General features: G+C 72.7%; 29 protein-coding genes and 1 riboswitch. Of the genes, 12 read left to right on the top strand and 17 right to left on the bottom strand.

The features are described from left to right. Positions 1–325: 325 nt before the first annotated feature. From IG62_RS0131025 to IG62_RS0131005, 5 genes are all read right to left on the bottom strand, one after another. Positions 326–1,330, bottom strand: a complete 1,005-nt coding sequence (locus IG62_RS0131025; protein WP_030810800.1) for a hemolysin family protein — start codon at positions 1,328–1,330, stop codon at positions 326–328. Further along, positions 1,327–2,664 (bottom strand): hemolysin family protein, encoded by a 1,338-nt coding sequence (locus tag IG62_RS0131020; RefSeq protein WP_030810797.1) that lies wholly within the window; start codon positions 2,662–2,664, stop codon positions 1,327–1,329. The genes IG62_RS0131025 and IG62_RS0131020 overlap by 4 nt, the downstream gene beginning before the upstream one ends. Positions 2,665–2,891: 227 nt before the next feature. Next, entirely contained in the window at positions 2,892–3,314 is a 423-nt protein-coding gene (locus IG62_RS0131015; RefSeq protein ID WP_030810794.1) for a GNAT family N-acetyltransferase, read from the bottom strand. 59 nt (positions 3,315–3,373) lie between these two features. Next, positions 3,374–4,264, bottom strand: coding sequence for an LLM class F420-dependent oxidoreductase (locus tag IG62_RS0131010; RefSeq protein ID WP_030810791.1), 891 nt, complete (start codon positions 4,262–4,264; stop codon positions 3,374–3,376). 75 nt (positions 4,265–4,339) lie between these two features. Next, positions 4,340–5,806 (bottom strand): APC family permease, encoded by a 1,467-nt coding sequence (locus tag IG62_RS0131005; RefSeq protein WP_037839725.1) that lies wholly within the window; start codon positions 5,804–5,806, stop codon positions 4,340–4,342. 165 nt (positions 5,807–5,971) lie between these two features. Between IG62_RS0131005 and IG62_RS0131000 the strand changes: the two genes are divergently transcribed. Together IG62_RS0131000 and IG62_RS0130995 are read left to right on the top strand one after the other, a co-directional pair. After that, positions 5,972–6,244 carry a toxin-antitoxin system HicB family antitoxin gene (locus tag IG62_RS0131000; RefSeq protein ID WP_030810786.1) on the top strand — a complete coding sequence of 91 codons (273 nt, stop codon included), beginning with the start codon at positions 5,972–5,974 and terminating at the stop codon, positions 6,242–6,244. Beyond that, entirely contained in the window at positions 6,241–6,612 is a 372-nt protein-coding gene (locus tag IG62_RS0130995; RefSeq protein ID WP_030810783.1) for a hypothetical protein, read from the top strand. The genes IG62_RS0131000 and IG62_RS0130995 overlap by 4 nt, the downstream gene beginning before the upstream one ends. Before the next feature lie 76 nt (positions 6,613–6,688). On the opposite strand, the gene IG62_RS0130990 is transcribed toward IG62_RS0130995, so the two are convergent. Beyond that, positions 6,689–7,360, bottom strand: coding sequence for a class I SAM-dependent methyltransferase (locus IG62_RS0130990; protein WP_030810780.1), 672 nt, complete (start codon positions 7,358–7,360; stop codon positions 6,689–6,691). 51 nt (positions 7,361–7,411) lie between these two features. Then, positions 7,412–8,194: a class I SAM-dependent DNA methyltransferase gene (locus IG62_RS0130985; protein ID WP_030810777.1), complete on the bottom strand. Its 783-nt coding sequence runs from the start codon at positions 8,192–8,194 to the stop codon at positions 7,412–7,414. Between the two features lie 161 nt (positions 8,195–8,355). Between IG62_RS0130985 and IG62_RS0130980 the strand changes: the two genes are divergently transcribed. Further along, positions 8,356–8,793 (top strand): hypothetical protein, encoded by a 438-nt coding sequence (locus tag IG62_RS0130980; RefSeq protein ID WP_234326814.1) that lies wholly within the window; start codon positions 8,356–8,358, stop codon positions 8,791–8,793. Here the strand turns inward: IG62_RS0130980 and bioD are convergent. The 3 genes from bioD to bioB form a co-directional block, all read right to left on the bottom strand. Further along, on the bottom strand, positions 8,790–9,479 hold the full coding sequence (gene bioD, locus IG62_RS0130975; RefSeq protein ID WP_030810773.1) for a dethiobiotin synthase: 690 nt from the start codon (positions 9,477–9,479) through the stop codon (positions 8,790–8,792). The two genes, IG62_RS0130980 and bioD, sit on opposite strands and share 4 nt — an antisense overlap. A gap of 62 nt (positions 9,480–9,541) precedes the next feature. Then, positions 9,542–10,846: an adenosylmethionine--8-amino-7-oxononanoate transaminase gene (locus tag IG62_RS0130970; RefSeq protein WP_030810771.1), complete on the bottom strand. Its 1,305-nt coding sequence runs from the start codon at positions 10,844–10,846 to the stop codon at positions 9,542–9,544. Further along, positions 10,839–11,990 (bottom strand): biotin synthase BioB, encoded by a 1,152-nt coding sequence (gene bioB, locus IG62_RS0130965; RefSeq protein WP_030810769.1) that lies wholly within the window; start codon positions 11,988–11,990, stop codon positions 10,839–10,841. The genes IG62_RS0130970 and bioB overlap by 8 nt, the downstream gene beginning before the upstream one ends. 154 nt (positions 11,991–12,144) lie before the next feature. Here bioB and IG62_RS0130960 point away from each other — a divergent pair, with 154 nt between their 5' ends. Both IG62_RS0130960 and IG62_RS0130955 read left to right on the top strand, forming a co-directional pair. After that, the gene (locus IG62_RS0130960; RefSeq protein WP_037839721.1) at positions 12,145–13,353 is read left to right on the top strand and encodes an 8-amino-7-oxononanoate synthase; all 1,209 of its coding nucleotides are present in this window, start codon (positions 12,145–12,147) and stop codon (positions 13,351–13,353) included. Positions 13,354–13,591: 238 nt separating this feature from the next. Further along, positions 13,592–14,020 carry an ATP-binding protein gene (locus tag IG62_RS0130955; protein WP_030810765.1) on the top strand — a complete coding sequence of 143 codons (429 nt, stop codon included), beginning with the start codon at positions 13,592–13,594 and terminating at the stop codon, positions 14,018–14,020. Between the two features lie 151 nt (positions 14,021–14,171). On the opposite strand, the gene IG62_RS0130950 is transcribed toward IG62_RS0130955, so the two are convergent. From IG62_RS0130950 to IG62_RS0130935, 4 genes are all read right to left on the bottom strand, one after another. Next, positions 14,172–14,819, bottom strand: coding sequence for a GNAT family N-acetyltransferase (locus tag IG62_RS0130950; RefSeq protein ID WP_030810762.1), 648 nt, complete (start codon positions 14,817–14,819; stop codon positions 14,172–14,174). Between the two features lie 58 nt (positions 14,820–14,877). Continuing rightward, positions 14,878–15,351 carry a C40 family peptidase gene (locus IG62_RS0130945; RefSeq protein ID WP_030810760.1) on the bottom strand — a complete coding sequence of 158 codons (474 nt, stop codon included), beginning with the start codon at positions 15,349–15,351 and terminating at the stop codon, positions 14,878–14,880. Positions 15,352–15,355: 4 nt separating this feature from the next. Continuing rightward, positions 15,356–15,529, bottom strand: a riboswitch (cyclic di-AMP (ydaO/yuaA leader). 307 nt (positions 15,530–15,836) lie between these two features. Next, positions 15,837–16,145 (bottom strand): hypothetical protein, encoded by a 309-nt coding sequence (locus IG62_RS0130940; RefSeq protein ID WP_030810758.1) that lies wholly within the window; start codon positions 16,143–16,145, stop codon positions 15,837–15,839. Between the two features lie 5 nt (positions 16,146–16,150). Beyond that, positions 16,151–16,786, bottom strand: coding sequence for an ATP-dependent Clp protease proteolytic subunit (locus IG62_RS0130935; protein ID WP_030810755.1), 636 nt, complete (start codon positions 16,784–16,786; stop codon positions 16,151–16,153). Positions 16,787–16,845: 59 nt separating this feature from the next. Between IG62_RS0130935 and IG62_RS0130930 the strand changes: the two genes are divergently transcribed. Next, positions 16,846–17,160, top strand: a complete 315-nt coding sequence (locus IG62_RS0130930) for a type II toxin-antitoxin system Phd/YefM family antitoxin (protein WP_030810751.1) — start codon at positions 16,846–16,848, stop codon at positions 17,158–17,160. 38 nt (positions 17,161–17,198) lie between these two features. On the opposite strand, the gene IG62_RS0130925 is transcribed toward IG62_RS0130930, so the two are convergent. Next, positions 17,199–18,143, bottom strand: coding sequence for a M28 family metallopeptidase (locus IG62_RS0130925; protein ID WP_030810749.1), 945 nt, complete (start codon positions 18,141–18,143; stop codon positions 17,199–17,201). A gap of 426 nt (positions 18,144–18,569) precedes the next feature. On the opposite strand from IG62_RS0130925, the gene IG62_RS0130920 reads away from it, so the two are divergent. The 6 genes from IG62_RS0130920 (at position 18,570) to IG62_RS0130895 (ending at position 23,245) form a co-directional block, all read left to right on the top strand. After that, positions 18,570–18,872: an urease subunit gamma gene (locus IG62_RS0130920; RefSeq protein WP_030810746.1), complete on the top strand. Its 303-nt coding sequence runs from the start codon at positions 18,570–18,572 to the stop codon at positions 18,870–18,872. Positions 18,873–18,889: 17 nt separating this feature from the next. Further along, positions 18,890–19,201, top strand: a complete 312-nt coding sequence (locus IG62_RS0130915; protein WP_030810744.1) for an urease subunit beta — start codon at positions 18,890–18,892, stop codon at positions 19,199–19,201. Next, the gene (locus IG62_RS0130910) at positions 19,194–20,915 is read left to right on the top strand and encodes an urease subunit alpha (protein WP_030810742.1); all 1,722 of its coding nucleotides are present in this window, start codon (positions 19,194–19,196) and stop codon (positions 20,913–20,915) included. Before IG62_RS0130915 ends, IG62_RS0130910 begins: the two co-directional genes overlap by 8 nt. 41 nt (positions 20,916–20,956) lie before the next feature. Continuing rightward, on the top strand, positions 20,957–21,631 hold the full coding sequence (locus tag IG62_RS0130905) for an urease accessory protein UreF (RefSeq protein ID WP_030810739.1): 675 nt from the start codon (positions 20,957–20,959) through the stop codon (positions 21,629–21,631). A 64-nt stretch (positions 21,632–21,695) separates the two neighbouring features. After that, complete coding sequence (ureG, locus tag IG62_RS0130900) at positions 21,696–22,391, top strand: urease accessory protein UreG (protein WP_030810736.1); 696 nt, start codon at positions 21,696–21,698, stop codon at positions 22,389–22,391. Continuing rightward, positions 22,388–23,245 (top strand): urease accessory protein UreD, encoded by an 858-nt coding sequence (locus IG62_RS0130895; RefSeq protein ID WP_030810735.1) that lies wholly within the window; start codon positions 22,388–22,390, stop codon positions 23,243–23,245. Before ureG ends, IG62_RS0130895 begins: the two co-directional genes overlap by 4 nt. Positions 23,246–23,247: 2 nt before the next feature. Here the strand turns inward: IG62_RS0130895 and IG62_RS0130890 are convergent, their stop codons facing one another. Continuing rightward, complete coding sequence (locus IG62_RS0130890) at positions 23,248–23,622, bottom strand: hypothetical protein (RefSeq protein ID WP_030810733.1); 375 nt, start codon at positions 23,620–23,622, stop codon at positions 23,248–23,250. A 75-nt stretch (positions 23,623–23,697) separates the two neighbouring features. Then, positions 23,698–24,078 carry a roadblock/LC7 domain-containing protein gene (locus tag IG62_RS0130885; protein ID WP_030810731.1) on the bottom strand — a complete coding sequence of 127 codons (381 nt, stop codon included), beginning with the start codon at positions 24,076–24,078 and terminating at the stop codon, positions 23,698–23,700. Positions 24,079–24,134: the final 56 nt, after the last annotated feature.

Below are 24,134 nucleotides of genomic sequence, written 5' to 3'. Positions count from 1 at the left end.
CGCCCACCCCCACTCACCTCTTCCCCCTCCCCCAACGGGAGGGGACGGGCCGGAGGGGCCGGTGTTTGGGACGTAAAGCGACAGCAGTCCCAAACACCGGCCCCGCAGGTCCGTCACCGCACCCAACACCCACCCAGCCCGCCGCAGGCGCAACGGCGAACAACACCCGCGGCGGGACGGCCAGCAACGTACGCGGCGCCGCAAAGCGCAACGGCGAGCAACGACCACGGCGCTGCAGCCGAGTACGTGGGCGGCGCCGCAATGCGCAACCCCGACGGCGGGACAGACGGGTACGTGGGAGGAAAGCCAAGCGCAAAGCGCAACGTCAAAGGACCAGCTCCCGCAGGACGTCCTCCATCGTGACCAGGCCGGCCAGGCGGCCGTCGTCGCCGATGACGGCCGCGAGGTGGGTGCGCGAGCCCCGCATGGCGGTCAGGACGTCGTCCAGCGGGGTCGCGGCGCGGACCCGGGCGATGGGGCGGAGGGCCGAGACGGGGAACGGCACGTTGCGCGGGGCGGCGTCCAGCGCGTCCTTGACGTGGAGGTAGCCGAGGATGCGGCGGGTGTCGTCGAGGACGGGGAAGCGGGAGAAGCCGGACTCCGCGGCCAGCTGCTCCAGCTCCTCGGCGGTGGTGCCCATCCGGGCCGAGACCACCTTCTCGGCCGGGAGGATCACGTCCCGGACCGGCCGGCGGCCCAGTTCCAGGGCGTCCCGGAGGCGTTCCTGGGCCCGCTCGTCGAGGAGTCCGGCCTCCCGGGAGTCCTCGACCATCCGCGCCAGTTGGGCGTCCGAGAACGTCGCGGCCACCTCGTTCCTGGTCTCCACCCGCAGCAGCTTGAGCAGTACGTTGGCGAACGCGTTGACCGTGAAGATCACCGGACGCAGTGCCCGGGTGAGCGCGACCAGCGGCGGCCCCAGGGCGAGCGCGGTGCGTACCGGCTCGGCCAGTGCCACGTTCTTCGGCACCATCTCGCCGAACAGCATGTGCAGGTACGTGGCCAGGGCCAGGGCGATCACGAACGAGATCGGGTGGACGAGTGCGTGCGAGATGCCCACCATGTGGAAGACCGGTTCCATCAGGTGCGCGATGGCAGGTTCGGCGACCGCGCCCAGGACCAGGGTGCACAGGGTGATCCCGAGCTGGGCGGCGGCCAGCAGTGCCGACACGTGGGAGAGCCCCCACATCACACTGGTCGCCCGCCGGTCCCCGCGTTCGGCGTACGGCTCGATCTGGCTGCGGCGCACGGAGATCAGGGCGAACTCGGCGCCGACGAAGAAGGCGTTGACGACCAGCGTCAGCAGGCCCACGAGCAGCTGGAGCGCGGTCATCGGGCGGCCTCCGTCCCCTCGCCGGCGCCCGGCAGGGGGGCGTGCAGCAGCACCCGCGCCGCGCGGTGGCCGGAGGCGTCCAGGACGTCCATGGTCCAGCCGGCCACTTCCAGGTGGTCACCGGCGACCGGTATCCGGCCGAGCTCGGTGGCGATCAGTCCGGCCAGCGTCTCGTACGGGCCCTCCGGGGCGCGCAGGCCGATGCGTTCCAGCTGGTCGGTGCGGGCGCCGCCGTCGGCCTGGTAGGCGCTGCGGCCCTCGGCGTCGGAGCCGGCCGGGGCCAGGTCGGGGGTTTCCAGCGGGTCGTGTTCGTCGCGTACCTCGCCGACGACCTCCTCGACGATGTCCTCCAGCGTCACGACGCCGGCCGTGCCGCCGTACTCGTCGATGACCACGGCCATCGTGCGCCGGCCGGACAGCCGGTCCAGCAGCCGGTCCACGGTCAGCGTCGCCGGCACCAGCAGCGGTTCGCGCAGCAGCTCGGAGACCGGGTGGCGCAGCCGGCGTTCGGCCGGGACGGTCAGCACGTCCTTGATGTGCGCCACGCCGACGACGCTGTCCAGGCTGCCGCGGTAGACCGGGAAGCGGGACAGCCCGGTCGCCCGGGTCGCGTTGGCGACGTCCTCGGCGGTGGACTGCACCTCCAGCGCCACCACCTGGACCCGCGGGGTCATGACGTTCTCCGCGGTCAGGTCGGCGAGGTTGAGGGTCCGGACGAACAGCTCGGCGGTGTCCGCCTCCAGTGCGCCTTCCTTGGCCGAGTGCCGGGCCAGTGCGACCAGCTCCTGCGGGCCGCGGGCCGAGGCGAGCTCCTCGGCGGGTTCCAGGCCCATCCGGCGGACGGTGCGGTTGGCGGTGTTGTTGAGGTGCCGGATGAACGGCTTGAAGGCGGCGCTGAACCCGCGCTGGGCGGTCGCGACCTTCTTGGCGATGCTCAGCGGGTGGGAGATGGCCCAGTTCTTGGGGACCAGCTCGCCGACCACCATCAGGACGACCGTGGAGATCGCGGTGCCGAGCACCAGTGCCACCGACTCCGCCACGGCGTGCGACAGCCCCACGGCGCCCAGCGGGCCCGCCAGCAGGGTGGCGATGGCCGGCTTGGACAGCATGCCGATGACCAGGCCGGTGACGGTGATGCCGAGCTGGGCACCGGAGAGCTGGAAGGTCAGGCCGCGGACCGCCTTCAGCGCGCTGTCCGCGCCGCGCTCGCCGCGCTCGGCGGCGCGTTCGAGGTCGCTGCGCTCGACGGTCGTCAGCGAGAACTCGGCCGCCACGAAGACACCACAGGCGAGGGTCAGGAGGAGCGCCACGCCCAGGAAGAGCAGGTCGGTCATCGGGTCACCTCCGTCCCATGCTGGTACAGGACGGGCAGGTTCGCGCATCGTCGCCGGGATGCTCGACTACCGGGAGGCTCGCCCATGGCTGGACGCTCACACACCTTTCGCTCGTGGTCGGGAAGGACCATGGTAAAGGATCGGCAAAGTGGCGTGTGGGGAGAGCCCCGCCCCGAGGGTGTCGGGACGGGGCTCCGGGGCTGGGTGGATTCCGGTTCCGGCGGCGCTCAGACCAGCGGCTTCGTCCAGCGGCGCCACTGCTCCTCGCGGCGGTAGCCCGCCGCCGCCCAGGCGTGCTGGGCCCGCTCGTTCGCCTGCAGCACCATGGCGTCCCCGCGCCGCCCACCCAGCTTCACGAAGCGCTCCTCGGCCGCGGCCAGCAGCGCCTTCGAGATGCCGCGCCGGCGGTGGGACGGATGCACGGCGAGCCGGTACAGCGAGGCCCGCCAGCCGTCCCAGCCGGCGATCACCGTGCCGACCAGCGTGCCCTGCGACTCGGCCAGGAGCAGCGCCTCCGGATCGCGCTCGATGAGGCGCCGCACCCCCTCCACGTCGTCGCTGATGCTCGTGCCCTCGGCGGCCGCCTCCCAAAAACCGAGCACCGCCTGGGCGTCGGAGGGAACGGCCGGCCGGATGTCCATGTCGATCATGCGCCGAGCCAAGCAGCCGCTGCCCCCGGCCCGCCACTCCATTCCGTAGCCCGGGACGGTCAGCTGCCGCGCAGCTCCTCCAGCACCGGAGCGAACTCCTCCAGCGCGGAATCCAGGACCGTGAGGTACGAGAAGCCGAACCGCTCGCGGTGCTCCCGCAGCTGCTCGGCCATCTGCCGCGGGGTGCCGATCAGCAGGGTCGGCACCTCCAGCGCCTGCTCCTCGTCCAGCCCGATGCCGCGGTCCGCGACCTCCCGGGCGACCGCCCGCCGGTCGTTGGTGTTCCGCACCTGCTGGACGAGGAGGTTGCGCTCGGCCGGCTCCGGGCGGCCGGCCGCGTACCCCTCGTAGCGGGCCACGGACGCCGCCAGTTCGTCCGCGGGCATCAGCTCCAGGGTGCCCTCCGGCCTGCCGGGTGCCTGGCGGCCGCCGGTGAACGCCGCGATCTCGGCGTGTTCGGCCGCCAGCCGCAACATCCGCGGGCCGTTCCCGCCGATCAGCAGCGGCGGCCGGGGCCGCTGCGCCGGCCGCGGCGCCTGGTCCGGGTCGCCCAGCAGCCGGTCCAGTTCCTCGACGGTGCGCACCAGATGGTCCACCCGTTCGCGGGGCGACCCCCAGGGCAGTTGGGCGGTCTCGTGCTCGGCGCGGACGTAACCGGTGCCCAGCCCCAGCTCCAGCCGCCCGCCGGTGAGTGCGTCGGTGGTCGCCACCTCGCGGGCCAGCAGCGCCGGGTTCCAGAACCCCGCGTTGAGCACGAACGTGCCCACCCGCGGCCGTTCGGTCGCCTCCGCCGCGGCGATCAGTGCGGGGAACGGCGCCGGCATCCCCAGGTGGTCCGGTACGAGCAGGACGTCATAGCCCAGCTCCTCGGCCCGGCGGCACTTCCGGCGCCAGGAATCCCCGGCCTCCAGCGTGAGCATGTTGACGCCGAAGCGGAACGGACGTGGCATGGAACCCCCTCGTCGATGCGGTGACCGGTGCCGGTCGCGACCGGTCAACTCCCATGCAAGCACGGCCCGTTCGTCTCAGGGCGTCCGGTCGTCCGCCGACGGGGCCCGCCACCGCTGCACCAGATAGCCGGCCGCCGCGATCGCCAGCAGCACCGCGACCGTACCGAGGGTGAACGCCTCGAAGGTGAGCCGGGAGACGCCCCAGGTGGCCCGGAAGTCGTAGCGGAAGCCGACGAGCTGCTCCAGCGTGCCGGGGAACAGCGCCACCCAGCAGCCGAGCAGGATCCAGGCGTAGACGAGCAGGGTGGCGACCGTGAACCCGCGGGTGCCGAACGGGACGCGGTACGGGCGCGGTGCCGCGCGGTGGTGCAGACGGAGCGCCAGCAGGGCGGGGATCACGGCGAGGTACGACAGCAGCAGGGTGGTGATGGCGACGGTGAGCACCACGCCGAAGATCGCCGAGGCGTCGCCGTTCGCCAGGTTCATCGCCGCCGCCATGAAGACGGTGGCGGTGACGCCGGACAGCAGGTTCATCCGGACCGGGGTGCCCAGCCGCGGATGGAAGGCGCCCAGCGCCCGGGTGAAGAACCCGCCGTCGGCGGCCGCCATCGCCTGCATCCGGTCGGCGACGATCATCCAGGCGCTGCCTTGTGTCAGCAGCGACAGCGCGAACAGCACGGCCACGAAGGACAGCAGCGGTCCGCGCCAGCTCCCGTAGATCCCGAAGACCAGCCGGGCCGCCTCCATGAAGCCGCCGACACCGGTGATCCGGCCGGCCGGGGCGGCGGACAGGATGGCCAGCACCGGCAGCAGATAGCAGCAGGTGGCGACGGACGCGGACACCGCGATCGCGACCGGTACGTCGCGCCGCGGATCGAGCATCTCGTCCCCGGCCGCGTTCGGCGCCTCGAACCCGACGAACGCGAACAGCAGCACCGGAACCAGCGCCAGGAACCCGGCCGCCGACGGCGCGAAACCGGCCGTCCCCAGGCCGCGGAAGCCGTGCTGGAGGCCGTACGCCACCGCCGTCGCGGTGAAGAAGGCCAGCGCCAGGACCTTGGCGCCGGCGCCGGCCGTGGTGATCCACTTGCCGCGGCGCAGCGAGATCACCGCGGTGAGGATCGCGATCCAGATGAAGACCAGTTTGAAGGCGTAGTCGGCCACCGTGCCCGTGCCGAGCGGGAAGACGAAGCCGTCCCAGGCCTCGGCGGCCAGGAACACCAGCGAACCGCCGAGCCAGACCGGGTTGGTCACCCAGTAGAACATCGTGGTGAGCACGGCCGGCAGCCGGCCGAACGCCACCTCCACCCACACGTAGGGGCCGCCCTCCTGCGGGAACGCGGCGCCGGTCTCGGCGAAGATCAGCGCGTACGGCAGCAGGAACGCCACCACGATCACCCCGATCCACGTGACGGCCTGACCGCCGCCGGCGGCGATCTGCCCGATCACGTCGAAGGAGATCACGGCGGCGATACCGATCGCCATGATGTCGAAGCGCCGCAGGCTGCGCTTCAGATGCGGCACGGGAGCGGGCACGGACACGGCGGTGGTCCTCCTGACGGCCGAGCGGTCGTGGACGGTCCGGTCGCACAACGGATCACATCGTCCGCCATCGGCCCCGGCGCCCCCGGCAGCGGCACGCGGACCGCGGGCCGGGCGCACCGGCGGCGCTTGCCGGTGCTAGCGCCAGCGCGCTAGCGTGAAGGAGTGGCGAAGACACAGCTGAACGTCCGGGTGGACGAAGCCACCGCCGAAGCGGCGCGGGAGCGCGCCCTGCAGCGGGGAGTGAGCATGAACCGCTATATCGAGGAGCTCGTCCTGCGCGACGCCGGCGAGGTGGGCCAGACCTTCGTCGAGGCCGCCTCCGACTTCATGAAGCAGTACGAGCGGGTCTTCGCCGAGGAATTCGGCCGGGACACGGGCGGCGCGCCCGGACCCGCCACGCCCGCGGACCGCGAGGGACTGCCGGGCACGACGTGACGCTGCGCATCGACCTCGCCTGGCTCCTCCTGATCGCCGAACAGCACACCCCCGGGGACCCCCAGGTCACCGACTGGGGTGCCCTGGTGGCCGCGGTCAGCCGCCACGACGCCGAGATATTCGGCGTACCCGTCTACCCCGAGCCGCCGGACCGCGCCGCCGCGCTGCTCCAACTCCTGCTCCAGGTCCCGGCGTTGGAGCGCTCGAACGCGATGTTCGCGACCGCCGTCGCCTACGGCTACCTCGTCGCCAGCGGCCTGAAGATCACCACCTCGCCCGAGCGGGTCCGCGACCTCGCCCGGCTCATCAAGGAGGGCACCGCGGACGTCCACGCCATCGCGGACGAACTGCGCACCTGGATCCTGTGACACGCCGGCCGGTCCCGCGGTGGAACCGGTGACCGTCGGCGCCCCGGCCCGGCGCGCCCGGCCCGGCCCGCTGCGGTCAGTCGGCCGGCCGCCGGGCCAGCCCCAGCACCGCCGGGGAGGTCGGCAGCGTAGGACCGCGCTCCGGGACCTTCAGCCGCCGCACCCGCACCACCTCGAAACCGGCCGCCCGGATCTCGCCCAGTGGGTCCCGGCCGGTGTGGCAGCCACCCATCAGCAGCGGCCACACCGTGTGGTCCAGCGACCACTGCACCGCCGCCAGGCCGCGACCCGCGGCCCGCCCGTGCTCGAAGAACCGCAGTTCCCCGCCGGGCCGCAGCACCCGCCGCAGCTCCGCCAGCGCCCGCCGGGTCTCCCGTACGGAGCACAGCACCAGCGACGCCACCGCCGTGTCGAACGCCTCACTCTTCACCGGCAGCGCCTCCGCCACCCCCGGCACCAGGTCCACCGGCACCTCCGCCCGGGCCGCCGCCGCCCGCGCCACCTGGCGCAGCGTCGGCTCCGGCTCGATCGCCACCACCTCCGAGACCGTGCCCGGGTAGTGCGCGAAGTTCAGCCCGGTGCCCGCGCCGACCTCGATGACCCGGCCGGTCGCCCCGGTCAGCAGCTCCCTGCGGAGCCGCGCCACCCCCGCCCGCGCATCCGCGGCCGGCCCGCAGCAGGTCGCGTAGAAGCGGGCGAAGACCGGGTGGTGGACGGTGCCGAGCGGAACTCCCCTGCGCTGCCTCATGACGACCCCTTTTCCCGGTGTTCCCGCGCTGCCCGATGCCCGCTGCTGCTGTCAGTCTCCCCAGCGGAAGGCGCGGCGAGTCCCGGCCGGCGCGGCCCGGCAGAGTGTGATGATCTCCGGGGCGTCCGGGGTGAGCGGGCGGCGGTCCCAGTCGCCGTACTGCTCCTCGACGGTCAGCCCCGCCCCGGCCAGGCGCTCGCCCAGCGTCCGGGCGTCGAGGAACCGCAGGCTGCTCCGGCTCACCCGCGGCCGGGTGCCGTCCGGTGCGCTGAAGGTCTCCGTGAAGTGGACGACGTCCCCGCGCACCGGCAGGTCGACCCGGTGGGCGACGCGCACCGTGACCCCGTCCGCGTCCCTCACCTCGACCGCCCGGTCCGGCGTCCACCGCTCCCAGGGCCGCACCAGCGGATTACGGGTCTCGAACGCGAACCGGCCGCCCTCCGCCAGCGTGGCGCGGACCGCCGCCAGCGAATCCCGCAACTCCGCTTCCCCGACGAGGACTTGGAAGGCGTGCCCGGTCATCACGACCAGGTCGAAGACCGGGCCGGGACGATTCTTGCCGGCCAGCGACAGCGCGTCGCCCGCGAGCCATTCGATGTCGGTGCGCCGGCGCGCCCGCTCCAGCATCCCGTCCGCCGGATCGAGTCCGCACAGCCGGCCCCGGTGGCCGCGCGCCCGGGCGCGGTGCAACAGGGTGCCCGTACCGCAGCCGACGTCCAGGACGGAGTCCGCGGACATCACCAGGTCCAGGTAGAAGTCGTCGCCCGGCCCCCAGGGGTTGAGGAGGTCGTACCACTCGGCGAGGCTCCGGTCCGCGTACGCGAGATCCACCATCCCCGCAGTGTGCCCGCGAACCGGTGCGACGGCTCGCCGATTTCCGCCGGGAAGATCCCGTATGATCAACCGTCAAACCGAACAACTGTCGCAGTCACCGCGCATGCGGAAATCCTCTGCCATGCCCGACCAAGGTGACCGCACAGGGGGGAAGGAACACGATGAAGTCGATCACGTCGACCCGTTTCGGGCGCCGGCTCGCCGGTACCGCCGCCGCCACGCTCCTGCTGGGAGCCGGCGCACTGGCCGCCGCGCCGTCCGCGGCGGCCAAGGCCAACCTGCTGACCATCAACAAGGTCACGCTCCACCAGCCCGGCCTGCAGGCGAAGGTCACGTACTCCTGCGACGAGGGCATGAACCACCAGCTGGTCGCCAACGCCACCAAGCTCAACACCACCGGCCACGAGGAGTCGATCGCGGCCGGCACCATCAAGAAGGCCCAGCTCGTCTGCGACTACGCCGACCACACCGCGCGGATCACCCTGCGCCCGGCCGTCGGCTCGCACTTCGCCAAGGGCGACAAGGTGAAGCTGAGCGTCTTCTACTTCGACGAGGACGGGTTCAGCTACGCGAACACGGAGACCGTCGCGGTCCTCTAAGGCGCCTTGCTGCCGCCGAGCGTCGGGGCCAGCCACGTCGGGGCCGCGGCCCGGAAGGCGCTCGGCGGCAGTGCCCCGGAGCCTTCCGGGATCACGCCCAGCAGCGGGGCCCCGGCGGCCTCCGGAAGGTCCGTCAGATTGCAGCGGGACGCCAGATCGGGGTCGGCCGGCCAACTGCCGACGACGATGCCGGGGGAGTCGAGAGCGTAGTGGCGCAGCGCCAGCGCGGTCAGCGCGGTGGAGTTGAGGGTGCCCAGCCCGGCCTGGACGACCACCAGCACGGGGGCGTCCGCCAGCCGGGCCGCGTCGGCGAGGGTGTGGCCCTCCGCGTCCAGCCGGACGAGCAGCCCGCCCGCGCCCTCGACCAGCACCAGGTCGTGCGAGACGGCCAGCTTGGCGGCGGCCTCGGCGATCTCCTGCGGCCCCACCGGCGGCAGACCGGCCCGCAGGGCGGCCGTCGCGGGCGCCAACGGGTCGGGATAGCGGGCGAGTTCCACGGTGGTGACCGGGCCGGCCAGCCGCTCGACCTCCGCGGCATCGCCCGTCTCGTCCGCGGTGACCCCGGTCTGGGCCGGCTTGAGCACCGCCACCGAACGGCCCCGGGCGAGCGCGGCCGCCGCGATCGCGGCCGTGGTCACCGTCTTGCCGATCTCCGTGCCCGTGCCCGTCACGAACAGCACCGACATCTCTTCGTCACTCCTCATCGGCCGAAGGCCGTGTCGTTCGGATGGTCCCGGGTCCCCGGTCCTCAGCCCTCGCGCGCCGCGGCGCACACCGCGGCGCAGATCCGCGCCACCTCGGCGTCACCGGTGATGTACGGCGGCATCGTGTAGATCAGATCCCGGAACGGCCGCAGCCACACACCCGCAGCCACGGCCGCCCGGGTCGCGGCCGTCATGTCCACCGCATGGTCGAGCTGCACCACGCCGATCGCGCCGAGCACCCGGACGTCGCGCACTCCGGGGATCTCCGCGGCGGGCGCCAGCCCGGCCCGCAGTCCGGCCTCGATGCGCTTGACCTCCTGCGCCCAGTCCTGCGACAGCAGCAGCTCGATCGAGGCGTCGGCGACCGCGGTGGCCAGCGGATTGCCCATGAACGTGGGACCGTGCGCCAGCACCGGCAGTTCGCCGCGCGAGATCCCGTCCGCCACCGCCGTGGTGCACAGCGTCGCGGCCAGCGTCAGATAACCGCCGGTCAGCGCCTTGCCGAGGCACATCACATCGGGCGCCACACCCGCGTGCCCGGCGGCGAACAGCGCACCGGTACGGCCGAAGCCGGTGGCGATCTCGTCGAACACCAGCAGCACGTCGTGCGCGTCGCAGGCCTCCCGCAGCACCCGGAGGTACTCGGGGGAGTGGAACGACATCCCGCCCGCGCCCTGCACCACCGGCTCGACGATCACCGCCGCCAGCTCGTCGGCGTGCCGGCCGATCAGCTCGCGCAGCTGGTCCGCGTACGCCGGGTCGGCCGGGGCGTCGAAACCGGGCGGCGGGGTGTCCGCGAAGATCTGCCGCGGCAGCACCCCCTGCCACAGCTCGTGCATCCCGCCGTCCGGATCGCACACCGACATCGGCTGCCAGGTGTCGCCGTGGTAGCCGCCGCGCCAGGTCAGCAACCGCTGTTTGCGGGGCTTTCCCAGGGAACGCCAGTACTGCAGGCACATCTTCACGGCGACCTCGACCGACACCGAACCGGAGTCGGCGAGGAAGACGTGCTGCAGCGGCTCCGGCGTGATGTCGACCAGCCGCTTGACCAGCCGCACCGCGGGCTCGTGGGTGAGCCCGCCGAACATCACATGGCTCATCCGCTCCAGCTGGCCGCGGGCGGCGTCGTTGAGCACCGGGTGGTTGTAGCCGTGCACCGCCGACCACCAGGAGGACATCCCGTCCACCAACTCGTCCTGCCCCTCGGCCGGTTCGGCCAGCCGCAGCCGGACGCCGGAGGCCGACTCGACCAGCAGCGGCGCGGCGGTGCCGGGCATCGGCCCGTACGGGTGCCAGACGTGCTGCCGGTCCAGGGCGAGCAGTTCGCGGGGGCCGAGCGGCTCAGGCATTGGGCGGGAGGTCGGTACCGGCGCCGCGGCGGCGCACCGACACCAGATCGCGGCGGGCCTCGTCGGACGGGGCGGGGACGGTGGCGGCGGGCGCCTCGGCGTCCGTCTCCGGGGCCGCGGCCACCTGCTCGCCGCACGGCCGGCGGTGCTCGGGCAGCGTGGTGGTGTCCGTGCCCTCCACCTCGAAGCCGGCGTCCTCGATCATCGCCAGGTCGTCCTTTCCGGCCTGGCCCTCGCTGGTCAGGTAGTCGCCCAGGAAGATGGAGTTGACCAGGTGCAGGGCCAGCGGCTGCAGACTGCGCAGATGCACCTCGCGGCCGCCGGCCAGCCGCACCTCGATGTCCGGGCAGACGAACCGCACCATCGCCAGGATGCGCAGCGCACGCTGCGGGGTGAGGTTCCACTCCTTGGCGAGCGGGGTGCCCTCGAACGGGATCAGGAAGTTGACCGGCACCGAGTCCGGGTCCAGCTCGCGCAGCGCGAACACCACGTCGACGAGGTCGGCGTCGCTCTCGCCCATACCGGCGATCAGCCCGGAGCAGGCGGACATGCCCGCGGCCTGGGCCTGCTGGACGGTGGAGACCCGGTCGGAGAAGTCATGCGTGGTGCAGATGTCGCCGTAGGTGGCTTCCGAGGTGTTGAGGTTGTGGTTGTAGGCATCGGCACCCGCCGCGCGCAGCCGCTCGGCCTGGCCGTCGGAGAGCAGGCCCAGACAGGCGCACACCTCCACGCCCTCGTTCTGCTCCTTGATCGCGGAGATGGTCTCCGAGACCCGGTCCACGTCCTTGTCCGTCGGGCCGCGGCCGCTGGCCACCAGGCACACCCGCTTGGCACCGCCGGCCACCCCGGCGGCGGCCGCCTTGGAGGCGTCATCGGGCTTCAGCCAGGTGTACTTGAGGATCTCGGCCTTCGACCCCAGCCGCTGCGAGCAGTACGAGCAGTCCTCCGGGCACAGGCCCGACTTGAGGTTGACGAGGTAGTTGAGCTTGACCCGCCGCCCGAACCACTGGCGGCGCACCTTTCCGGCCGCGGCCACGACGTCGAGCAGTTCGTCATCGGAAGTCGCCAGCACGGCCAGCGCCTCTTCACGGGTCGGCAACTCGCGCCGCAGTCCCTTGTCCACCAGTGTGTTCAGCAGGTCCATGGCGATGATCCTGTCCTACGCCCCCGCCCCCGGCCAAGGAGGATTCCCACAACGCGCGTCGATCGGGGTGTGTGTATCGCCACACCGTGACCGGGCGGAACGACCGCTAACGTCTATCGACAGCCCACAATCGAGCCCTCGACGAAGGACGCCGATGCCGCAGGACTCCGTCGCGCCGCCGCTGAGCGACACCGCGCCCCCGCCCGCCGCCGGACCGGCCCCCGGCTCGGCCTTCGACTGGCTCGACACCGCCCGCGCCGAACGCCAACGTGCCGGCCTGGTCCGCGCGCTGCGCCCCCGCCCGGCCGACTGCCCGCTGCTCGACCTGGCCGGAAACGACTATCTCGGACTCTCCCGGCACCCGGAGGTCACCCACGCCGCGGCCGAGGCCGCGCAGCTCTGGGGCGCCGGCGCCACCGGCTCCCGGCTGGTCTCCGGCAGCACCGAACTCCATGCCCGGCTGGAGGCGGAGCTCGCCGCGTTCTGCGGCTTCGAGGCGGCTCTGGTGCTGTCGTCCGGATATGCCGCGAATCTGGCCGCGGTCACCGCGCTGACCGCACCCGGCACCCTGGTCGTCTCCGACGCCGGCAACCACGCCTCCCTCATCGACGGCTGCCGGCTCTCCCGGGCCCGCACCGAGGTCGCCCCGCACGCCGACCCCGAGGCCGTAGGCGGCACTCTGGCCGGCCACGACGGGCGGGCGCTGGTGGTCACCGACTCGGTGTTCTCGGTCGACGGCGACGCCGCACCGCTGCCCGCACTGGCCGCCGCCTGCCGGTCGCACGGCGCCGCGCTGCTCGTCGACGACGCCCATGGCCTGGGTGTCCTCGGCGACGGCGGCCGGGGGGCGCTCGCGGCGGCCGGACTGGCCGGGGACGCCGACGTGGTCGCCACCGTGACGCTCTCCAAGTCGCTCGGCTCCCAGGGCGGCGCGGTGCTCGGCCCGGCCCGGGTCATCGAGCACCTGGTCAACACCGCCCGGACGTTCATCTTCGACACCGGGCTGGCCCCCGCCGCGGCCGGCGGCGCGCTGGCCGCGCTGCGGCTGATCGGCCGCGAACCCGAGCGCGCCGCCCGGGCCGGCGAGGTCGCCCGTGAACTGCACCGCCGGCTCACCGCGGCCGGCCTGACGGCGGTACGGCCGGACGCCGCGGTGGTGTCCGTCCGCGCCCCCTCGCCGGAGGCCGCGGTCCGCTGGGCCACCGACTGCCGCACGGCCGGCCTCGCGGTCGGCTGCTTCCGCCCGCCGTCCGTTCCGGACGGGATCTCCCGGCTGCGGCTCACCGCCCGCGCGGACCTGACGGACAGCCAGCTCGACCGGGCGGTGGGCACGATCGTCGCCACCGCGCCGCCGATGAACTGAACCCCGGTGACGGTGGGTGACCGGCACGGCCTCCCCTATCCGGTCTTCCGTCGCAGAGTTCACCGCATCGAGCGATAGATATCTGTATATGTTGCTGGATCGAGCACCACACCGGGGGCACGGGTGGCAGTCTGGCGCTCCAGCAGAAGCCCGAGGCCGCATCGTTGACCCGAGCGGCACACCGGCTCCCCGGTCAGCGGACCGGAGCCGGCCTCGGTGGGAAAGGGACGGCGTCGCGATGGCAGACCACCAGGAATCCGCACTCACCCTGCCGAGCGTCCCGGAATCGGTCCGCCTCGCCCGCGGACACGCCCTCGCGGTGCTCACCGAATGGGGTCTGCCCGCAGGTTCCGCCACCGCCGACGCGGTCCGCCTGATCGTCTCCGAACTCGCCACCAACGCGGTCCAGCACACCTTCGGCCAGTCCCCGACCTTCACCCTCGAACTCCGGCTGGACCGTGACGAGGAGCTGCGCGTCGGGGTCACCGACAGTCACCCGCGCCGCCCGCGCCGGCTGCCCGCCGCGGTCCAGCAGGACAACGGCCGGGGGCTGGTCATCATCCGCTTCCTCGCCGCGGAGGCCGGCGGCCGGCTCTCCGTCGTCCCGACCGCCACGGGCGGCAAGACCGTCTGGATCAGCCTGCCCTGGCGGGTCGCGGTCGGCTGACGGCGCGGCCGCCACGGAAGGCCGCCGTTCACGCGAAATCCGCCGCCACGGTACGGGGAGGGGCGGCCGAACGCCCCGCACAGCAGCGCGCGCAGTCTGCCCCGCGTGCGGGAGGCCACCACCGGTGCCCTGCCCACGCAGCGGCTTCTGCTCAGCCGCGCCCACCGACCGGCACCATCAGCACCTCCGCGCCCACCGGTACGAACCCCGCGGCCAGCAGGGCACGGACGCTGCGGGCGTTGCCGGGGGCGGCTTGGGCCCAGAGCCGTTCGTCCGCCGGTATGAGATGGCGGGCGGCGTGCGCCAGCCGGCGGCCGAGGCCGCGGCCCTGGCCGGCGCCCTCGACCTCCACCGCCAGCTCCCAGCGGCCGGCCACACCCCGGCCGAGGACCAGCGTCCCGCCGTCCCCGGTCGTCCAGACCCGCACCTCGTCGCGGTGGTGCAGCGCCCGCACGATCCGCGGATGGCCGTGGTCCGTGGTCTCCACCAGCTCCAGCGGCGGCGGCCCGGGCAGCGCCTCGGCGACCGTGGCCAGGTCGATGTTGTTGGCCTCGCGGCCGGTCCGCTCACCCAGCGCGGTGAGGAACGGCGGACTGAGCGGGCCGGCGAGGTCGCCGGGGGCTATCCGGGCGTGCACCCAGGACGGCTCCACGTCCGCGAACACCACGGCATGGCAGGTGAACGACACCACGCCCACGTCCCGCGGGGACGGCTGGGGCAGCACCGTCACCGAACCGTCCGCGGGCGGGAAGCAGCCCCGCGCCGCGGCCGTCAGCACCTTGCTCAGTTCCGAGGTCACCCCGTCAAGTTACCGGGGGCCACTGACACTTCACCGGGCGGCCGCCCGTCACCGCAGCTCAGCGGACTCTTCCGTACGAGACCGCGCGGCTCCAGATCCTCTCCAGCCGCACCACGCTGCCGGCCTTGGGCGCATGCCACATCCGGCCGTGCCCGGCGTAGATGCCGACGTGGTAGATGCCGTTGCCCGAGTGGAAGAAGACCAGGTCCCCGCGTTTCCGGGCGGCGGCCGGGATGTGCCGGGTCCGGCCGTACTGCTGCGCGGCGGTCCGCGGCAGTTCCCGGCCGGCGCGTTTGAACGAGTACACGGTCAGGCCCGAACAGTCGAAGCGGTACGGGCCCATGGCCCCGTACTGGTAGGGCGAGCCCCGCTTGGAGGCCGCGATCCGCAGCGCATGTGCGGAGACGGTCGCGGCCTCGGCGTCGGCGGTGGTTCCCGGGGCGAGCGTGGTCCCGCCGAGCGTGGCCAGTGCCAGTGCGGACACGGCGCCGGCGCGGGCCAGCAGATGCGGCGTATGCGTGCGCACGGTCATGCGCAAACCCTTCGTCAGCCGCCTGCGAAGGAAGACCTGTCGGGTTCGGGCAGGCGAAGATGCCCGGCCGCTTCCACGGCTTCACCCCAAGGAGTCCGTCGGGCCGTGCGGGCCCTGGACCCCGTACTGCTCGGGTCCTCCGCTCCCGCCGATCCACACGCATCGACCGGACATCCGGCACGGCGGCGGGATTAGGCGCCCGGCCGGACCGCCCCGTCGCTGTGGCGGGGTCTTGTCGTCGAAGGGATCCTCACGCACCCACCACCCGAATTCCGAGTTGAAAATGCCGAATGTGACATGCGCCACAGTTGCGCCGAATGGTGGGAATTGCCCCATTGCAGGCTTGAGGGTCGCCTCTGGCACCCCCCGGACCTGGGGCGAAACATCGGCAACCGCAGTAATTCCGGTGCCCCGCGCAATTCGTCGCCCCCTTACCGCACGCGCGGACGCTACGCCGTCCGGGCAGCGCGGGCGCGCGTGTCGGATCAGGATTCCCGGGCCGGCGGCACCGTCACGTATCCGGCCCGGCGTTCCCCGTCCAGCACCCGCAGGGCCCGGGCCAGCGTCTCGCCGTGCCGCTCGTGCTCGCCCCGGTTGTGCATCAGCGTCAGCGCGTCCCGTAGTTCGGCGGACTTGCTCACCAGCGCCTGAGCGGCGCGCAGGGCTTGGTAGGTGCCGCCGCCGCGGGCCGGGTTGATCCGGCCCAGCAGGTCGAGCGCCTCCAGATAAGAGTCGATCAGCTGCCCCTCGGCGCGGGTCAGGGCGGGCAGCGGCGGAGTCTGTGGGGGCCACATCCGGCTCACCGCCCGGCGCGCTGGTCGGCCGGCTGCTTGCGGTTGCGGGTGAGCCCGTCGATCAGGCCGTACGCCTGCGCGGCGGGGGCGTCGAAGATCTTGTCGCGCTCGATGTCCGCAGCGATCCGCTCGCGGGGCTGACCGGTGTGCAGTGCCAGCATGTCCTCCAGCATGGCGCGGCTGCGCAGCAGTTCCTGCGCCTGAATGTAGAGGTCGGTGGCCTGGCCCTCGAACGGTTCGCTCACCGACGGCTGGTGGATCAGCACCCGGGCGCCCGGGAGCGCCAGCCGCTTGCCGGGGGCGCCGGCGGCCAGCAGCACCGCGGCGGAGGACGCGGCCTGCCCCAGGCAGACGGTCTCCACGTCGCACGACACGAAGCGCATCGTGTCGTAGATCGCGGTCATCGCGGTGACCGAGCCGCCGGGGGAGTTGATGTAGAGCGAGATGTCCCGCTCGGGCGCGGCGTGTTCGAGGTGGATCAGCTGCGCCATGACGTCGTTGGCGGCGGTGTCGTCGATCGGGGTTCCCAGAAAGATGATCCGCTCGCTGAGCAGCTTGGAGTACGGGTCCATCGTCACCGTCCCCTGCGTGGTGCGCTCGGTGAACTCCGGAAGCACGTAGCGGGCCGTCGGTCGCAGCATGGTCTGCCCCTTCCCTCTGTAAAAAATGTACAGGATGTACATCCCGTTAGAATGGGAGCATGGCCTACGAAATTCCGGTGACGCAAGCCCGGGCGGAGCTGGCGGATCTGATCAACCGCGTCGTCTACGGCGGCGAGCGGGTGGTCGTCACCCGCCACGGCAAGCCGCTCGCGGCGCTGGTTTCCGCCGCTGACCTGCAGCTTCTCGAAGAGCTGGGGCGGCGTGAGCAGGGCGCGGAGGACGAGCAGGTGATCAGCACGGTCTCCGCCGTCCGGCCCCTGACGTCCGCTCCGGGCGAACGGCGGCGCTTCGGCATCGCCGCGGAACACCGCGACCCGGCCGCCGGGGACCGGCGACCGGGTCGCGAGAGATGACGGTCAGCGCGGGCTGACCGGGTAAGGAGGCGGAGGGCTCAGGAGCTGAGCTGCCAGATCGCGGAGGCGATGGCGTCCGTGTTGGTGTCCAGCGCCTTCTCGTCGATGTTCTTCGAGGTGTCGCAGGACTGGTGGTAGCAGGCGTCGAACGCCTTGCCCGCCTCGCCGCCCCAGTTCTTCGCCTGCTCCTCGGTCTTCTTGTAGTCCGCGCCCGAGAAGAGCCCGCCGACCGCGACGCCGGCGTCCTTGAAGGAGGCGTGGTCCGAGCGCCCGTCGCCCTCGGTCTCCTTCTCGGTGGCGATGTTCTTCGTGGCGAACCAGTCCTTGAAGACCTTCTCCAGGCGCGCGTCGTCGTCGTAGACGAAGTAGCCCGGGTTCGGCGACCCGATCATGTCGAAGTTCAGGTAGGCGTCGATCTTCTTCGTGTCGGCGCCGAGCTTCTGGACGTAGGACTGCGAGCCGACCATGCCGTCCTCCTCGTCGCCGAACCAGGCGAACCGGAGGTGCTTGGCGGGCTTGAGGCCGGACTTGGAGACCGCGAGCGCGACTTCGAGGATGCCGGCCGAACCGGAACCGTTGTCGTTGATGCCGGGACCGGCGTCGACCGAGTCCACGTGGGCGCCGGCCATGACGGTCTTGCTCTCGTCGCCGCCCGGCCAGTCGGCGACGAGGTTGTAGCCGGTGGCGCCGTTGTTGTCGAACTCCTGGACCTGGGTCTTGAATCCGGCCTGGTCCAGCTTGCCCTTGAGGAAGTCGATGGACGCCTTGTGGCCGGGCTTGCCGTGGGCGCGGTTGCCGCCGTTGGCGTCGGCGATGGACTGGAGCTGGTCGAGGTCGGCCTTGACGGCCTTGACGTCGATGTCCGGGGCGGCCGCCGGTGCGGGGTCGGCGTGGGCGCCGGCCGCGGTGAAGAGGGTGGCGGCCAGGGCGGTGACGCATCCGGTGGCCAGCGCGGCCCGGCGTATTCGTGCAGAACGGGTCACAGTGAAGGCTCCGATACAGGTGTGGGGGGATGGTGCGGAGCGTTTTGACGCGCACATGAGAATTGCGATCACTTGGTAGATCGTCAAGAGCGCATATCGGACAAGGGTGTTCGCAGAGCGGAACCTGACCGGTATGTCGGAACCGTGGTGATCGGCACTTCCGAGGGTTCGTCTGTATCGGTGAGCGGGGGACCGTCGGCGTAAGGAACGCGCCAGTGATGTGCTGCGATACCTCCGCGTCATTCGTCGTAACGCCGATGAAATCCGGCCGAACTAGCCTGCTCCGATGGGGCTGTGGATGGCCAAGTGCTGGAAGTCGGTTTGCTCCCCCTTTAAAAACTGCGTGATACATCTACCGATACGGGTGTGCCCACGCCCGTGACCTGGGCAAATGTGTCCGGGCGGGAAGACAGTGAGGTGGAAGGTATGCAACTGACCCCGCATGAACAAGAACGCTTGATGATTCATGTGGCGGCAGGCGTGGCCGAAAAGCGCCGTGCCCGAGGGCTGAGGCTCAACCACCCCGAGTCGATCGCGCTGCTGACCGCGCACATCCTCGAAGGCGCCCGGGACGGCCGTACCGTCGCCGAGCTGATGTCCTCCGGCCGCAAGGTCCTCACCCGCGACGAGGTGATGGAGGGCGTGCCCGAGATGATCCACGACGTCCAGGTCGAGGCCACCTTCCCCGACGGCACCAAGCTCGTCACCGTCCACGAACCCATCAACTGACCGCGGGAGAGCAGACGATGATCCCGGGACAGATCCTCTACGCCGACGAGCCGGTACGCCTCAACGAAGGCTTCCCCCTCACGCGCATGACCGTCCTCAACGCCGCCGACCGCCCCGTCCAGGTCGGCTCCCACTACCACTTCGCCGAGGCCAACCCCGGCCTCGACTTCGACCGCGCGGCCGCGCACGGCAAGCGGCTGAACGTCCCGGCCGGTTCCGCCGTGCGCTTCGAGCCCGGCATCCCCACCGAGGTCGAGCTGGTCCCGCTCGCGGGCAAGCGGATCGTCCCGGGGCTGCGCGGCGAGACCGGAGGCACTCTCGATGGCTGAGCTGACCCGCGAGGCGTACGCCGATCTCTTCGGCCCCACCGCCGGCGACCGGATCCGGCTCGCCGACACCGACCTGGTCATCGAGATCACCGAGGACCGCTCCGGTGGACCCGGCCGGGCCGGCGACGAGGCGGTCTTCGGCGGCGGCAAGGTCATCCGCGAGTCGATGGGCCAGTCCCGCACCACCCGCGCCGAGGGTGCCCCGGACACCGTGATCACCGGCGCGGTGGTTCTCGACCACTGGGGCGTCGTCAAGGCCGACGTCGGCATCCGCGACGGCCGGATCACCGCCCTCGGCAAGGCCGGCAACCCCGACACCATGGACGGCGTCCACCCCGACCTGGTCATCGGCCCCGAGACCGAGATCATCGCCGGCAACGGCAAGATCCTCACCGCCGGCGGCATCGACACCCACGTCCATTTCATCTGCCCCCAGCAGGCGGACGAGGCGCTCGCCTCCGGCGTGACCACGCTCATCGGCGGCGGCACCGGACCGGCCGAGGGCAGCAAGGCCACCACCATCACGCCCGGCGCCTGGCACATCGCCCGGCTGCTGGAGTCGATGGACTCCTTCCCGGTCAACGTCGGCCTGCTCGGCAAGGGCAACACCACCTCCCTCGCCTCGATGCGCGACCAGCTGCGGGCCGGCATCCTCGGCTTCAAGATCCACGAGGACTGGGGCGCCACCCCCGCCGTCATCGACGCCTGCCTGACCGTCTGCGAGGAGAGCGGCGCCCAGCTCGCGATCCACACGGACACCCTGAACGAGGCCGGCTTCCTCGGCGACACCCTCGCCGCCATCGCCGGCCGCTCCATCCACGCGTTCCACGTCGAGGGCGCCGGCGGCGGCCACGCCCCCGACATGATCGCCATGGTCTCCGAGCCGAACGTGCTGCCCGCGTCCACCAACCCCACGCGGCCGCACACCGTCAACACCGTCGAGGAACACCTCGACATGCTGATGGTCTGCCACCACCTCAACCCGGCCGTCCCCGAGGACCTGGCGTTCGCCGAGTCCCGGATCCGGCCCTCCACCATCGCCGCCGAGGACATCCTGCACGACCTCGGCGCCATCTCGATCATGTCCTCCGACGCCCAGGCCATGGGCCGGATCGGCGAGGTCGTGATGCGCACCTGGCAGACCGCGCACGTGATGAAGCGGCGCCGCGGCGCCTTGGCCGGCGACGGCGGCGCGGACAACCACCGGGCCCGCCGCTACGTCGCGAAGTACACCATCAACGCGGCCCTCGCCCAGGGCATCGACCACCTCGTCGGCTCCGTCGAGGACGGCAAGCTCGCCGACCTCGTCCTGTGGGACCCGGCGTTCTTCGGCGTCAAGCCCCAACTGGTCATCAAGGGCGGGCAGATCGCGTACGCGCAGATGGGCGACGCCAACGCCTCCATCCCCACCCCGCAGCCGGTCCTGCCCCGCCCGATGTTCGGCGCCACCGGCAAGGCCCCCGGCAGCAACTCGGTCAACTTCGTCTCCCCGCAGGCCCTGGAGGACGACCTCCCCGGACGCCTGCCGCTGGCCAAGGCGTACGAGGCGATCCGCTCCACCCGCGGTGTCACCAAGGCGGACATGCGCAACAACGACGCCCTGCCGCGGGTCCACGTCGACCCCGACACCTTCACGGTCACCATCGACGGCGAGGTGGTCGAACCCCACCCGGCCGCCGAACTCCCCATGGCCCAGCGGTACTTCCTCTTCTGATCGGCCATGAGGAAGATCCCGATGAACACCACGGACCACCGATGAGCCGCGCCGCGCTGCTCGTCCTCGCCGACGGCCGGTTCCCTGCCGGAGGGCACGCCCACTCGGGCGGCGCCGAACCGGCCGTCGCCGCGGGGCGCATCAAGGACGCCGCCACCCTGGAGAGCTTCTGCCGGGGCCGGCTGCACACCACGGGCCTGGTCGCCGCCGCGCTCGCCGCGGCGGCCGCGGCCGGCTGCGACCCGCTGCTCCTGGACGACGCCGCCGACGCCCGCACGCCTGTCCCGGCGCTCCGGCAGGTGGCCCGGCGGCTCGGCCGGCAGATGATGCGGGCCGCCCGCGCCACCTGGCCGGACCCCGCGCTCGACGCGCTCGCCGCGGCCCGGCCGCGCGGCGCCCATCAGCCCGTCGTCCTGGGCCTGGCCGCCCGGTCCGCCGGACTGTCGCCGCAGGACGCCGCGTACGCCGTGGCCTACGAGAGCCTCAGCGGCCCGGCCACCGCCGCCGTCCGCCTGCTCAGCCTGGACCCGTTCGACGCCACCGCGGTGCTCGCCCACCTGGCCGCCGACGTCGACCGGGTCGCCGAGCAGGGCGCCGCGGCCGGGGAGCGGGTCGCCGCCGAAGGAGCCGACGTGCTGCCCGCCGCGTCCGCGCCGCTGCTCGACATCACCGCGGAAGCACACGCCGCCTGGCCGGTCCGCCTCTTCGCCTCCTGACCCCGCCCGGCCCCCGCCGGCACCCGCGCCGCCCCCGGCGGCCGCACGAACCACCGGAGTGACCATGCACCTCGACCACCACGAGACCTTCCCCGAACGCCACACCTACAGCGCCGCCGCACCCGTACGGGCGGACGGGCGCCGCCGGGCGCTGCGCATCGGCCTGGGCGGCCCGGTCGGCACCGGCAAGACCGCCACCGTCGCCGCGCTCTGCCGCGCCCTGCGCGACGAGCTGTCCCTCGCCGTGGTCACCAACGACATCTACACCCGCGAGGACGCCGAGTTCCTGCTCCGCGAGGCCGTGCTGCCGGCCGAGCGGATCTCCGCGGTGGAGACCGGCGCCTGCCCGCACACCGCGATCCGCGACGACATCTCCGCCAACCTGGAGGCCGTCGAGGACCTCGAAGACACCGTCGGCCCGCTCGACCTCATCCTGGTCGAGTCCGGCGGCGACAACCTCACCGCGACCTTCTCCAAGGGCCTGGTCGACTTCCAGATCTTCGTCATCGACGTCGCGGGCGGTGACGACATCCCGCGCAAGGGCGGCCCCGGCGTCACCACCGCCGACCTGCTCGTCATCAACAAGACCGACCTCGCCCCGTACGTCGGCGTCGACCTGGCGGGCATGGCCCGGGACGCCAAGGCGCAGCGCGGCGAACTCCCGGTCGCCTTCACGGCGTTGAAGACGGAGAACGGCGTGCGGCCGGTGTCGGACTGGGTCCGGGCCCGGCTGGCGGACTGGACCGCGGGCCCGGCATGACGCTCGCCCTCCCTCCGCGGACCGCACCGGCGACCACCGCGCCGTCCCCGGCCGGCCTGCGCGCCACCGCCCGCATCGTCGCCCGCGCCGATGCCGACGGCACCACCCGGCTGCCCGTCCTGGACGGCGACGGCCCGTTCGCGCTGCGCCGGCTCCGCGCGCACGGCGGCCCGGCCCGGGTGTGCGTCGTCGGCGCCATGAGCGCCCCGCTCGGCGGTGACCGGCTGGCCATCGAGGTCACCGCCGAGGCCGGCAGCGCCCTGCACCTCACGGCCGCCGCGGCCACCGTCGCACTGCCCGGCCGGACCGGTGAGCCCGCCCACTACGACGTACGCCTCACGGTGGGCGAGGGCGCCCGGCTGGAGTGGCTGCCCGAGCCGCTGATCTCGGCCGCCGGCAGCGACCTGCGGATGACCACGACCGTCGAACTGGCCGCCACCGCCCGGCTCGTGCTCCGCGAGGAACAGGTGCTGGGCCGCAGCGGCGAGCCGACCGGCGCCCTGCGCAGCCGGCTCACCGTCCGGCGCGCCGGGCGCACCCTGCTCGACCAGGAGACCGCCTACGGGCCCGGCGCCCCCGGCTGGGACACCTCTGCCGTCCTGGGCGGCCACCGGGCCGTCGGCCAACTCCTCGTCGTGACACCGGAGTTCGAGGACGCACCGGCCGAGGTCCGGCTGCTCGGCGCGGCCGCTGACCAGCCGCACCGTGGCCGGCCGTCCGGTGACCAACGGCCCGACGCCCAGGGCGTCCTGGCACCGCTGGCCGGCCCCGGCGCGCTGGCCACGGCCGTCGCCCCGGACGGGCTGCGGCTGCGCCGCCTCCTGGACGAGGCCGCGCGCGGGCCCGGCGGCTGAGGTCACACCTCCAGTTCGGCCTCCAGCCGGGCCAGGCGGTGGCGCGCCAGCGCCAGGTTGGCGCGCTTGCGGTCCAGCACCAGGTAGAGGAAGAGCCCGCTGCCGCTCTTGCCGGTGACCGGACGGATGATGTGGTACTGCGCGGTCAGCGTGATGAGCATGTCCTCGATGGCGCCCTGGAGTTCGAGCATCTCCATCGTGCGCATCTTGGCGCGGACGACATCGGTGTTGCCGGCCGCGGCGATATTGAGGTCCAGGGCCTGGTTGTCGCCGAGCGTGGCCAGCGCCATGCCGCTGGTGTAGTCGACCAGCGCGACGCCTATCGCGCCTTCGATGGTGGACATCGCGTCGGAGAGGGCGGATTCCATCTGAGCCATGAGGGATGGTGACCTTTCGAATGGGTGGAGGTGTTGCGGTGTGCGGTGGAATACGGGGGCGGGCGGCAGGCCTGCCTACCGGCGCGGCGCCGCGTCGACGAGCGCCCCGATGCGCTCGGCCGCCCGCCTGGCCTGCAGGTGCAGCCGGCCCACATTGGTGTCCGGGCCGGTCACGGCGGTGAGCACGGCACGGCGGCCGGCCGAGTAGGCGGCGATGTAGCCGTCCGTGCCGCGGGTCAGGGACTCCTCGAAAGCGCCCTGCCCGGTCGCCTCGGTGAGCCGCTTGGCGACCCCGATGGCCGCCGCGGTCAGCGCGGCCAGCCCGTCCGGTTCGATGTCCGGCAGATCGTGCGCGATCACCATGCCGTCCGCGCTCGCGACCATGCCGCCGTGGAAGTGCCGCACCTGACCGCGCAGCGTCAGCAGTTCGTCCCGTATCCGGGGTTCGATCGTCATCAGTCTCCTTTTCGCGGCCCGCCTTCCGAGGGCGCGCCTCATGCGGTGCACGGTCT

Origin of the sequence: Streptomyces sp. NRRL S-337 (genome assembly GCF_000720175.1) — a bacterium.
Classification (GTDB): domain Bacteria; phylum Actinomycetota; class Actinomycetes; order Streptomycetales; family Streptomycetaceae; genus Streptomyces; species Streptomyces siderophoricus.
This window is presented reverse-complemented; position numbering and strand designations above follow the sequence as displayed.